Consider the following 11,934-nt stretch of genomic DNA (forward strand, 5'->3'; position numbering starts at 1 on the left):
TGACCTTTAATAAGATGGATTCAGTAGTTGCTGCTGAATCCATTTTACATTTTCAGGGCTGAATAAACGGTCAATATTTTTCCAAATAGGGTGGAAGCCATAGCCACCTTGTTTCATTTCACGTTTTGCTTCCTCAATGGACCAATGCTGAAAAATAATACGGTACATGGCCACACTCGCGCCTGTACGGTCTGAGCCGTGGTAGCAATGGATTAAAACTTTTTGCTGCTGTTGTTCAGCTTCTTTTATGGTTTTCATCACCGTCAGTAAATCTTCACGATCGATTTGCCACGTGTGTATCGGAATATGTACAAATTTAATCTTTTGCATATCAATAGCATTTTTTAAGCGTTCTGGGTCATGGTGCCGTGAACGTAAATTTATGATCACATCGATTTGCTGTTCTCGTAGAAAAGGGGCGAGATCTGTATCAAATTGTTCACTGCGAAATAGCGTGGGGCTGATTTGATAAAAATTATGCTGTTGATGAACGACTTTCCCCCAATGCTGAGGACGTTCATTTAACGGTAATGGATTTGATGTCATGCAACCCGTGAAGCTGAAGCTAACACTAAGGAGGGTCATTGGTAGGATTTTAGCGGTCATAGCTTGTATTCTGATAGCGAGCGAATTCGAATGGGTCATGTGCACAGATGAGATCGATGTCCGGATGCTGCGCTAACTGCTGAATCTTATGAAGGGAGTGCAGTCGCTGTGTATTGTCGGTGGCAAATAAACGCTCAAGCTGATTTAAGGCCCGCGAATGAAAATTTGTATTTAATTGATGCTGTGAGTAATAAGCATCGCCACAATATAACAACCAGCGCTGGTTATTTTTAATCGCAATACCGGCATGACCCGCGGTATGTCCCAAAAGTGGAAGCATTAAAATATCCTCTTGAAAAATAGACAGACCGGCAGTGTGCTCTAAGTTAAACCATGCTTGCGTCCCGATGTTTTCGATAAAGTTCCAATAACGATGCTGTTGGAACTGCTGTGGTCGATAGCGCAGTCGTGATTTTAAGCTATGAAGGTTTTGAGTGGCGTTATATTCACTGGCTAGCACATGCACGGTTGCCTGCGGAAAATCTGAGATCCCGCCAGCATGATCAAAATCTAGGTGTGACAACAAAATGTGTTGAACATCTTGAGCCTTAAAACCTAATTTTTGAATTTGATGAATTGCACTTAGCTGCGGATTAAATTTGATCTGCGCTGTGCGTGAAATAAACCGACCTAAACGATTTTGTGGATGCAAATAATCTTGTAAGCCCAGTCCTGTATCGACTAAGACGAGCCCTTTATCGGTTTCAATGAGCAGGCAATGACAGACCAAATGTGCGCGAAAGCCTTTCTGTCCAAATAAAGGGGCACACGTTGGACAAAAACTACCACAATGTAAATGATGAATTTGATGAATCACGGTTTGTTGTTTTCAAGTTTTTCTTAGTTATAACGGAATTGTGATGTTTAACCAATCTAATCCCAGAGAGGAATTTGTAATCAAAAAAAAGCTCATCCGAAGATGAGCAGGTTGGAGAATGCCAGAACGGGCTCGTCATTCGTTCTGAGGGGAAAACTATAAGTAACTATGGTTGTGATTCTGAGTTGGGTCAGGTGCTGCACTTAAAAATAGTTAAATTTGTACCTTCGCTTTGGTCACTCACAGCAGAGCTTCTTATCTTGCGCTCGGACAGCGTAATGCTCCGTTTTATCCTCACTTAGGTTGAGGCGTTAAACGAAGGTAAGGCGTAACTGCGTTATATCCTTGAGGAAAGCGTTGTTTGATTTCCTCTTCATCTTTTAATGACGGCACAATCACCACATCTTCACCTTGTTGCCAGTTGGCCGGTGTTGCAACTTTATGGTTGTCTGTCAGTTGCAAAGAGTCAATGACACGTAAAATTTCATGGAAGTTACGCCCTGTAGATGCAGGATAAGTAATGATTAAACGGACTTTTTTATGTGGATCGATGATCACCAAAGAGCGAACAGTTAATGTTTCGCTGGCATTGGGGTGAATGAAATCATAAAGTGTGGACACTTTACGGTCTTTGTCTGCAATGATCGGGAAGTTGACCGTGGTATTTTGAGTATTATTAATGTCGTTAATCCAACCATGATGCGACTCAACATCGTCAACAGACAGGGCAATGGCCTTGACACCACGTTTGCTAAATTCATCTTTTAGTTTTGCGGTAAATCCAAGTTCTGTGGTGCAGACTGGGGTGTAATCGGCAGGATGCGAAAATAAAATGCCCCAACTGTCACCTAAAAAGTCATAAAAATGAATGCTGCCTTCGCTTGAGTCTTGAGTAAAGTCTGGTGCAGTATCACCTAAACGAATCGTCATGGAATATCCCCGTATTTATTGAATTTGTTTAACTTGAAAATAAATATGAAGGATTTTTTTTATGATTAAAAATAGTGTTTTTTCATTTCTTTATGAATATATTTCATATAAAACAGTTTTATTGGGGGATAAATGCGAAATATCTCACGACAGAGTCACTATGTTGTCTGCAGAAAATTTGTTACATTAGCTTGCCTTAAGTCTCCGGGGCTAGAACCCGAGCGCAGAATATTTAAGGGGATTTTTGTGCAAAACCCTTGTACTTCGAATTTCTAGCACCATAATAACGACTAAGAAAATATATTCATTTGACAAGCAAGATTTAGAGAGTCTATTCATGTTGGCAAGTCTGATCGGAGGAATCTTCGGTACCAAAAATGAGCGCGAACTCAAACGCATGCGTAAAATCGTAGAGAAGATAAATGCGCTCGAGCCGACGATATCTGTTCTAAGCGATGCAGACTTATCTGCAAAAACTGAAGAATTCAAAGAACGTTATAAAAAAGGCGACAGCCTTGATAAATTATTACCTGAAGCGTTTGCTGTTTGTCGTGAAGCTGCGAAGCGTGTCATGGGCATGCGTCATTATGACGTACAGCTGATTGGTGGTATTACCTTGCATGAAGGTAAGATCGCAGAGATGCGTACCGGTGAAGGTAAAACCCTCATGGGAACGCTTGCTTGTTACCTCAATGCGATTAGTGGTGAAGGTGTTCACGTGATTACGGTGAACGACTATCTCGCACAGCGTGATGCTGAATTAAACCGTCCATTATTCGAATTTTTAGGTTTAAGCATTGGGATTATTTACTCAATGCAAGACCCAACTGAAAAAGCTCAAGCGTATCGAGCTGACATTACTTACGGTACCAACAACGAATTCGGTTTCGATTACTTGCGTGACAACATGGTGTTTTCTGCTGCTGAGAAAAAACAGCGCAGCTTAACCTATGCCATCATCGATGAGGTCGATTCGATCCTGATTGATGAAGCACGTACACCGTTGATCATTTCTGGTCAATCAGAAGACTCTTCTCAGTTGTATGCTGCAATTAACAGCATTCCACCAAAACTTCATGCACAAAAAGAAGAAAAGGTACCAGATGGCGGTCACTTCTGGATTGACGAAAAACAGCGCTCTGTAGAAATGACCGAAGTCGGTTATGAAACTGTTGAAGCTGAATTGATTCAAATGGGCTTGCTTGCTGAAGGTGAAAGTTTATATTCATCTGCTAATTTAAACTTGGTACACCATGTTTCTGCGGCCATTCGTGCGCATTACCTATACCAACGCAACGTGCATTACATCATCCACGAAGGTGAAGTGATCATTGTCGATGAAAACACTGGTCGTACCATGCCGGGTCGCCGTTGGTCAGAAGGTTTGCATCAAGCAGTAGAAGCAAAAGAAGGTTTGGAAATTCAGCCTGAAAACCAAACTTTAGCAACTACAACATTCCAGAACTATTTCCGTCTATACAAAAAATTATCGGGTATGACGGGTACTGCAGATACTGAAGCTGCAGAGATGAAAGAAATTTATGGCTTGGATGTTGTACTTATTCCAACCCATCGCCCAATGATTCGTAATGACCAAAACGATTTAATCTATTTAAACCGTGAAGGTAAATACAACGCCATCATTCAAGAAATTCAACGTATTCATGAAGCGGGTGTTGCGCCGATTCTGATTGGTACAGCAACCATTGAAGCCTCTGAAATTTTATCAGATAAGCTGAAAGAAGCTGGTATTCAACATGAAGTACTTAATGCGAAACAACATGAGCGTGAAGCGGATATTATTGCGCAAGCGGGTTCACCGCGTGCAGTGACCATTGCGACTAACATGGCTGGTCGTGGTACTGATATTCTGTTAGGTGGTAACTGGAAAGCGTTGCTGGCGAAGATTGAAGAGCCGACTGAAGCAGATGAAGTACGTTTGAAAGCAGAGTGGGAACAAAATCATGAAATGGTGTTGAACTCTGGTGGTTTACACATCATTGGTTCAGAACGTCATGAATCTCGTCGTATCGATAACCAGTTACGTGGTCGTGCGGGCCGTCAAGGTGACCCAGGTGTGTCACGTTTCTACTTGTCGCTTGAAGATGACTTGATGCGTATCTTCGCAGGTGATCGCGTAGTTGCAATGATGCGTGCCATGGGGCTGAAAGAAGATGAAGCCATTGAGCATAAAATGGTTTCACGCTCGATTGAAAATGCACAACGTAAAGTTGAAGCACGTAACTTCGATATTCGTAAAAATTTATTGAAATACGATGACGTAAACAACGAACAACGTAAGATTATTTACTCGCAACGTGATGAAATTCTTGTTGAACCGTCTTTACAAGATTACATCGAAACAATGATTCAGGATGTGACCAAAGGCATGATCGAAGTATATATTCCACCTGAGTCTATTCACGATCAGTGGGATATAGAAGGTCTTGAAAAGGCGCTACGTGAAGATCTATCGATTGAACTACCAATTTCGCAGTGGTTAGAGCAAGATCGTCGTTTGGATGAGGAAGCTTTGGTTGAACGTATTACTGATGAAGTTCTTCAGCACTACCGTTCACGTCGTACGCAAATGGGTGACGAAACGGCTGCAATGCTCGAACGTCACTTTATGTTGAATTCATTGGACCGCCATTGGAAAGAGCATTTGGCAGCAATGGATTACTTACGTCAAGGGATTCATTTACGTGGTTATGCGCAGAAAAATCCTGAGCAAGAATACAAAAAAGAAGCTTTTAACTTATTTGTAAACATGCTTGCTGTGATTAAGTCAGATGTCGTGACAGATTTATCTCGTATTCATGTGCCTACAGCCGAAGAGCTTGCAGAAATGGAAGCTCAAAAACAGGCTCAAGCTGAATCAATGAATCTTCAATTGTCACACAATGACTTTGATAATTTGTTGGCTGAAGCCAATGGTAATGATGTTATCGATGCGCAATACACACCTGCAGAGCAAGTGATTGTTCCGCCAGAAAGTCGTAACTCGCCTTGCCCATGTGGTTCAGGTCTAAAATATAAACAATGTCACGGTAAAATCTAAACAGCATTTTTTAATTTCAAATAAATCAGAGCCTTCGCGCTCTGATTTTTTATTTACACTACTAATCTGACCTGAATAGTATTTGCAGTTCAGTAGATTAAATGTTATTTAGTTTCTATCAATAACCGTAAGACGGAAAAGACAATGAAAAAAGTACTAAAACCGTTCATGATTGCTGCTTTGGCTTTGCCAACTTTTGCCTTTGCAAACGCTCCTCAGACGACTTCTTTAGAGAAAGTTCAACAAGCAGTTGGTCCAACAACAACTCAAGTACAGATTGGTACTGACGGTCAAGTGACTGTAGCAAGCCCGCGTACGGGTATTCGTTATACCTTTGCCAATCCAAATCGTCCAATCGTATTGCAAACTGCAAAAATTGCAGCAGCCAATGCGGCGAATGCTGACCGTATTGTGGCTGAAAACCCAGCCCTTTCTGCTGCGAGTCAACAAAAAGCGAAACAAGTGCTTCTTGATGAAGCAACTCAGCTTGCGCGTAACTAATTTACGACGAACAGCGATAAAGACCAGTCGAAAGACTGGTTTTTTTATGTGCAAAAGAAATCCACAATAAAATTACAGCAAAACCGTGCTTCTGCTCGATTTTTTATAGATTTTGCACTAAGCTGTATTTTTTATAACTCATATAGTTGGACGTTGAAAAATGGCAGTTGGTGACGTATCTATGCCACAGATGCATGTGGTGAAAGGTGTAAAAATCGGTTCGGCTGAAGCGTATGTGCGCTATCAGAACCGACGTGACCTTGTCATTTTTGAATTTGCTGAAGGTTCTAATGTCGCAGGCGTTTTTACTCAAAATGCATTTTGTGCAGCACCGGTGCATATTTCTAAAGCCCACTTATTGGCAGGTAATCCACGTTATTTAGTGATTAACACCGGAAATGCCAATGCCGGTACTGGCAAAATTGGCATGGCAAATGCTGAAGCGACATGTGCGAAACTGGCAGAACTGGCTGGTGTTCAAAATACAGAAGTTCTTCCATTTTCAACAGGTGTAATTGGTGAGCAATTACCTATTGATCGTTTGGTTCAAGGCTTGCAACCAGCATTAGATAGTTTGCAGGAAGATGCATGGTTGGATGCGGCAACGGGCATTATGACCACTGATACCACACCTAAAGGTGCATCTGAACAGTTCGAACTAGATGGCGTTCTGTATACTATGACAGGCATTTCTAAAGGCGCAGGCATGATTCGTCCAAATATGGCGACCATGTTGAGCTATGTGGCAACTGATGCACCCATTAGCCGTGAGCTGGTGCAACAGCTTTTGAAAACCACAGTTAACCTGTCGTTTAACCGTATTACGGTGGATGGTGATACCTCAACGAATGACTCATGTATTTTGATTGCAACGGGCCAAGCTGGTGGCGTAGAAATTACTTCAGAATCAGATTCACGTTATGCTGCTGTTTTAGACGTGTTAACACGTGTAATGAAGCGTCTTGCACAGCTCATTGTCCGTGATGGTGAAGGTGCGACGAAGTTTATTACTGTGGCGGTAGAAGGCGGCGCAGATACTCAAGAATGTTGTGATATTGCTTATAGCATCGCACATTCACCGTTGGTTAAAACTGCAATCTTCGCATCAGATCCAAACTGGGGCCGTATTTTGGCAGCTATTGGTTATGCAGGTGTGCCAAACTTAGATGTTGAAAAAATTCAGGTCTGGTTAGGTGATGTTCAAATCTGTAAAGACGGTGGTGCCGCAGCAGATTATACCGAAGCAGCAGGGGCTGCAGAGATGGAGAAATCTGAGATCACGATCCGTGTAGATTTAGGACGTGGCAGTGCTCGAGATACGGTGTATACCTGTGACCTTTCGTATGATTATGTCAAGATTAACGCAGATTACCGTTCATAAGATATTTGATGTTTTTGAAAAGCCTCCGTTGTGAGGCTTTTTTATAAGTGGAACTTTTTAATGACCGGTAAAAAAATAGCCAAGTGCCATATTTATGGGTCAGTTGTGAAGCACCTGTGTAGTAGCAGGCATTAAGGGTAGAGAAGACGTTGTGATGAATAATGCAAACAACTTAATTGCAAATGAAGCAAAATCAATTGTACAAGCGCATTTGGATCGTTTGGGGGATGTTAAAGAGCATCACTTAACGGAAGCTGCAAAGCTTGAAAAGTTTGAATTAATTAAAGCGGAACTCAAAAAACGTAACGCTGTCCTTGTTGCACACTATTACTGTGATCCTGAGGTGCAGGAACTAGCAGAACAGACCGGTGGATGCGTTTCGGATTCACTTGAAATGGCACGTTTTGGTCGGGATCATGAAGCAACGACGTTGGTGGTTGCAGGAGTGAAATTCATGGGGGAGACCTCGAAGATTTTATCTCCTGAGAAAACCGTACTGATGCCTACTCTAGAGGCAACATGCTCACTTGATTTGGGTTGTCCTGTCGATGAATTTACCAAATTTTGCGATGCACATCCGGATCATACGGTTGTGGTATATGCCAATACCTCGGCGGCAGTGAAAGCGCGTGCAGATTGGGTGGTAACCTCGAGCTGTGCTGTTGAAATTGTTGAGCATTTAGATAGTTTAGGTGAAAAAATTATTTGGGCACCCGATCAGCATCTCGGTCGCTATATTCAAAAGAAAACCGGTGCAGACATGTTGCTATGGGATGGGGCATGTATTGTCCATGAAGAGTTCCGTGCACGTGGTATTGCCAATATGAAAGCGCTGTATCCTGATGCAGCAGTTTTGGTACATCCAGAGTCACCAGAATCTGTGGTGGATATTGCAGATGCCGTCGGTAGCACCTCGCAATTGATCAAGGCTGCACAAACCTTGCCACACGAACGTTTAATCGTGGCAACAGATCGCGGTATTTTTTATAAAATGCAGCAAGCTGTGCCGAATAAAATTCTCATCGAAGCACCGACGGCAGGTGAGGGAGCGACTTGTCGTTCATGTGCGCATTGCCCTTGGATGGCGATGAATGAATTGGATGGCATTCTGGAAGTTTTACAAAAAGGCGATCAGGAAATTTTTGTAGATCCGGCATTGGCTGAACGTGCTAAATTGCCTTTAGATCGGATGTTGAATTTCAGTGCCAGTTTAAAACGTTAATTTTTGCTTGAAAAATGATTAAAGTGCTTGATAAATAATCGCTTGAAATGATTTTTTATGTTTTTTTGAAGATAGGTGTTGACGTTAATCAACGTCACGCCTAGAATGCACACCGTACCGCACGATATGCGATACAGCGAAAGCTGAGATGAAACGGAGCATAGCACAGCCTGGTAGTGCACCTGGTTTGGGACCAGGGGGTCGTAGGTTCGAATCCTACTGCTCCGACCAATTTCTCAAGGCAAAAATCGCGTGATAGTCTATGTCATCGGTAATGCGCCTGTAGCTCAGTTGGATAGAGCATCCGCCTTCTAAGCGGATGGTCACAGGTTCGAATCCTGTCAGGCGCGCCATTTTAATGGTGTTCTGATAATAGAATCTGAAACTTGTTGTGATGGTGGATGTAGCTCAGTTGGTAGAGCCCCGGATTGTGATTCCGGTTGTCGTGGGTTCGAATCCCATCATTCACCCCAATTCGGAGCATAGCACAGCCTGGTAGTGCACCTGGTTTGGGACCAGGGGGTCGTAGGTTCGAATCCTACTGCTCCGACCATTTTCTTAAAGAAAACGGTCGATAAAAGATACCGCATACAGCGGTTTTTTTATGCCTGTAATTTAAAATGCGTTATATTGGTTATTCACAAGCAAGAACACGATGGTGGATGTAGCTCAGTTGGTAGAGCCCCGGATTGTGATTCCGGTTGTCGTGGGTTCGAATCCCATCATTCACCCCAACTTTTAAAGTTGAAAGCGGAGCATAGCACAGCCTGGTAGTGCACCTGGTTTGGGACCAGGGGGTCGTAGGTTCGAATCCTACTGCTCCGACCATTTATCTCAAAAGTAATACTATGAAAAAGATGCCGCATTTAGCGGTTTTTTTATGCCTGAAATTTATAAAAAATAAAAAAGCCACCATAAGGTGGCTTTTTTATATTCTGCTATTTAGGGAATGATGGTGACATTTACACGACGGTTGATGGCACGATTGGTTTTAGTGTCATTAGAGACTATCGGTTGTTCAGCACCACGGCCAATAATTTGAATATTTGAACTGTTATAACCTTGCTTTAAAAAGACGTTTGCGACGCTTTGCGCACGTTTTTCTGACAGTTGTTGGTTGTAATTGGCTTGTCCAACATTATCCGTATGACCAATAAACTTAATTTTGTTTAGGTCATATTTAATCAGTTGAGTGGCAAGTGTATTTAACTTGACTTGTTGGTGGGGTTGAATTTGATAATCATCAAAACCAAATAAAAGTCGTTCTGGTAGGGCAAGTGTCCAACCATCATTGGTCAAGACAAACCCTTCTTTTTTAAGCATGCGTGCTTGTTTGTAGCTTAAGTTACCTAAACTCATGCAGGCTGTCATAGTGGCTGTGAATGCAATTATAAATAAAACTTTAAATGCGTTCTTTAACATAGCAACTCCTATGAGTTGGGGCGTTGTGGTGCAATGCACCAATGATTATTCGAAAGTTTAGCATCATACATAGCGCGATCCGCATCTGCGATTAGATCTTCTGGCGATTTCGCATTTTGGATCAGTGCCACACCAATATTAGCTTGTAATGCAATATTATGTTGCTCATAAACAAATGTGGAACCATAGCAGTCATGTATCTTGTGACAAAAGACTTCGAGTTCTGTCAGGAAGTTTAAGCGATTGATAATAATTGCAAATTCATCACCACCGAGTCGCGCAACGAAAGCATCATCTGGAAGTGCTTGTTTTAAACAATGTGATGAGGCACGCAGTACTGCATCTCCAGCTAAGTGTCCATATTGGTCATTCACATGTTTAAAGTTTTCAATATCGACAAAGAACACAGCAGCGTTCGCTTTTAAGTCAAATAGCTCAAACAGCTTTTCATAAAAATAATTACGATTTGGCAATTGGGTTAATGCATCATGACGTGCTAGATGAATTAGCTTGTCATTTTCTGAAATCAAGTTTTTATTTGACTGTTCAATTTCACTAAGTAAACCATTAAAGGCGGTACTGAGTGCGTGTAATTCTTGAATATCAGAGTTTGAAACCCGCATTTTATAATCTTTCTTAATGCTAATGGTTTGGGCTGATTCAACAATAGAGCGAACAGATTGCATTAAGTATTGATAAACAGAATTCACCGACCAAAACACAGTAGCCAATAAAAGAATAAAACCTAAAAACAAGCCCAGCAAAATTTTATGGAAGAAACTAACTAAATCTGAAGAGTTTCCATATACGACCAGTTCGCCGTAACTTTTCTGATCATGATGAATATCTAAACGAATCGGTTGGCTAAAAAAGAAATAATCTAAAATCGCTTGGCTAGAGAATGTTGAAATTTCTTTTTGCTCAGCATGAGCAAGCGACGCATTTTGAAGGTTGGTAATTTCTATTGAACGGATAGGATATAGTTGGGTGTATTCATTTAAAATTTGACCCATCGTTATTTGGTCATTAAACACCACAGCCGGTTGAACACGTTCGTTAATTGCATTTGATAAAATCGTTAAGCTGTTTTTTGCATAGGTATGCATTGTATAGGTGGAAATCACCAAAAAAATCGCAGAACAAATCGTAAATGTTAAAGCAAAGATGGTGAGCTGCGAACGCGTAAATAATTGGTGTAATGTAATTGGGTTATAGAGTTGTTTCATTCAGCTGACTCCGATGACTTCGCCAGTAATAAAACGCGTGGATCAATATGTATTTGTGACTGCGTTAAACTTTCCATATTAATTTTAAACGAATAACTCTGATTTTTTTTATACAAACAAAATGCACTGCCAGACTCACACTCACTATTGTTACTACTTAGAGAGAGGGCGGGGAAATTAACATGGTTGTTTAAAATACTTTGTTCTTCTTTTGCTGATAGATTGGAAAAAAATAAAACTTGGCAATGACTAGATTTGATGTCATTTACATTGATGGCTGTAATTTTATAAGTGCTGTGGGTTGGCGCAAGTTTTTTAAAATCATTGACTAAACTTGAATTATTAATCACACAAAATTTGGGTGAAGTGGTTTCCCACTTGGCATAACTCAAAATAGAGAAAGTGGTTGTGAAAATATTTGCTGTGGGAGCTGCATATAATATGGGTGAAATGGAGCACGCCATTATTAAATAGGCAGTTTTTTTAAAAACAACCATACGAAATCAAAAATTCTTAAATTAAATGGAATGAAAATTGGGTTTATATACGTTTTATTATATGAAATAGGGCGTATATAGCCCAATAATAATACAAAAGAATGTTTATATGTTTAAAAAAGCGACATGCGTAAAATAAATCATAAAAAAGGTGTTGCAACGGATGTGAAATGCTGTAGAATGCACATCCATCGGCGGTGATGAAGATTAAAACTTCTGATAAAACAATGACTTGGTTGAATTGATTAAGTTGGGTTTTATTTTTTAAGTT

At 41.0% G+C, this 11,934-nt stretch carries 10 protein-coding genes and 6 tRNA genes; 10 read left to right on the forward strand and 6 right to left on the reverse strand.

The genetic code is table 11. The annotated features are described in order from the left end of the window. Window positions 1–6 precede the first annotated feature (6 nt). The 3 genes from FTU34_RS12800 to FTU34_RS12810 form a co-directional block, all read right to left on the reverse strand. On the reverse strand, window positions 7–606 hold the full coding sequence (locus FTU34_RS12800; RefSeq protein ID WP_180035845.1) for a dual specificity protein phosphatase family protein: 600 nt from the start codon (window positions 604–606) through the stop codon (window positions 7–9). Further along, entirely contained in the window at window positions 596–1,423 is an 828-nt protein-coding gene (locus tag FTU34_RS12805; protein ID WP_180035846.1) for an MBL fold metallo-hydrolase, read from the reverse strand. Before FTU34_RS12805 ends, FTU34_RS12800 begins: the two co-directional genes overlap by 11 nt. Before the next feature lie 294 nt (window positions 1,424–1,717). Next, window positions 1,718–2,353 (reverse strand): peroxiredoxin, encoded by a 636-nt coding sequence (locus FTU34_RS12810; RefSeq protein ID WP_180024520.1) that lies wholly within the window; start codon window positions 2,351–2,353, stop codon window positions 1,718–1,720. Window positions 2,354–2,690: 337 nt separating this feature from the next. Between FTU34_RS12810 and secA the strand changes: the two genes are divergently transcribed. The 10 genes from secA (at window position 2,691) to FTU34_RS12860 (ending at window position 9,346) form a co-directional block, all read left to right on the forward strand. Continuing rightward, window positions 2,691–5,414, forward strand: coding sequence for a preprotein translocase subunit SecA (gene secA, locus FTU34_RS12815; protein WP_180035847.1), 2,724 nt, complete (start codon window positions 2,691–2,693; stop codon window positions 5,412–5,414). A 144-nt stretch (window positions 5,415–5,558) separates the two neighbouring features. Then, on the forward strand, window positions 5,559–5,915 hold the full coding sequence (locus tag FTU34_RS12820; protein ID WP_180035848.1) for a hypothetical protein: 357 nt from the start codon (window positions 5,559–5,561) through the stop codon (window positions 5,913–5,915). Window positions 5,916–6,075: 160 nt separating this feature from the next. Next, window positions 6,076–7,296, forward strand: coding sequence for a bifunctional glutamate N-acetyltransferase/amino-acid acetyltransferase ArgJ (gene argJ / locus FTU34_RS12825; RefSeq protein ID WP_180035849.1), 1,221 nt, complete (start codon window positions 6,076–6,078; stop codon window positions 7,294–7,296). Between the two features lie 154 nt (window positions 7,297–7,450). Continuing rightward, a complete protein-coding gene (gene nadA / locus FTU34_RS12830) occupies window positions 7,451–8,518 on the forward strand; it encodes a quinolinate synthase NadA (RefSeq protein ID WP_111885394.1) in 1,068 nt (355 codons plus the stop codon). A 154-nt stretch (window positions 8,519–8,672) separates the two neighbouring features. Then, window positions 8,673–8,749 (forward strand) — tRNA-Pro (locus FTU34_RS12835). Window positions 8,750–8,794: 45 nt separating this feature from the next. Further along, window positions 8,795–8,871, forward strand: a tRNA-Arg gene (locus FTU34_RS12840). 44 nt (window positions 8,872–8,915) lie between these two features. Continuing rightward, window positions 8,916–8,991: transfer RNA gene (locus tag FTU34_RS12845), tRNA-His, on the forward strand. 3 nt (window positions 8,992–8,994) lie between these two features. Beyond that, window positions 8,995–9,071, forward strand: a tRNA-Pro gene (locus FTU34_RS12850). Between the two features lie 105 nt (window positions 9,072–9,176). After that, window positions 9,177–9,252, forward strand: a tRNA-His gene (locus FTU34_RS12855). Between the two features lie 17 nt (window positions 9,253–9,269). Beyond that, window positions 9,270–9,346, forward strand: a tRNA-Pro gene (locus FTU34_RS12860). A gap of 114 nt (window positions 9,347–9,460) precedes the next feature. Here FTU34_RS12860 and FTU34_RS12865 read toward each other — a convergent pair. Genes FTU34_RS12865 through FTU34_RS12875 form a run of 3 tightly spaced genes read right to left on the reverse strand, consistent with a single transcriptional unit; the run spans window position 9,461 to window position 11,663 of the window. Then, window positions 9,461–9,940, reverse strand: coding sequence for an OmpA family protein (locus FTU34_RS12865; protein ID WP_180035850.1), 480 nt, complete (start codon window positions 9,938–9,940; stop codon window positions 9,461–9,463). Between the two features lie 8 nt (window positions 9,941–9,948). Beyond that, window positions 9,949–11,166 carry a diguanylate cyclase domain-containing protein gene (locus FTU34_RS12870; RefSeq protein WP_180035851.1) on the reverse strand — a complete coding sequence of 406 codons (1,218 nt, stop codon included), beginning with the start codon at window positions 11,164–11,166 and terminating at the stop codon, window positions 9,949–9,951. Next, a complete protein-coding gene (locus FTU34_RS12875) occupies window positions 11,163–11,663 on the reverse strand; it encodes a YfiR family protein (RefSeq protein ID WP_180035852.1) in 501 nt (166 codons plus the stop codon). Before FTU34_RS12875 ends, FTU34_RS12870 begins: the two co-directional genes overlap by 4 nt. Window positions 11,664–11,934 lie beyond the last annotated feature (271 nt).

Origin of the sequence: Acinetobacter sp. YH12094 (assembly GCF_013419295.1) — a bacterium.
In the GTDB taxonomy this organism is placed as follows: domain Bacteria; phylum Pseudomonadota; class Gammaproteobacteria; order Pseudomonadales; family Moraxellaceae; genus Acinetobacter; species Acinetobacter amyesii.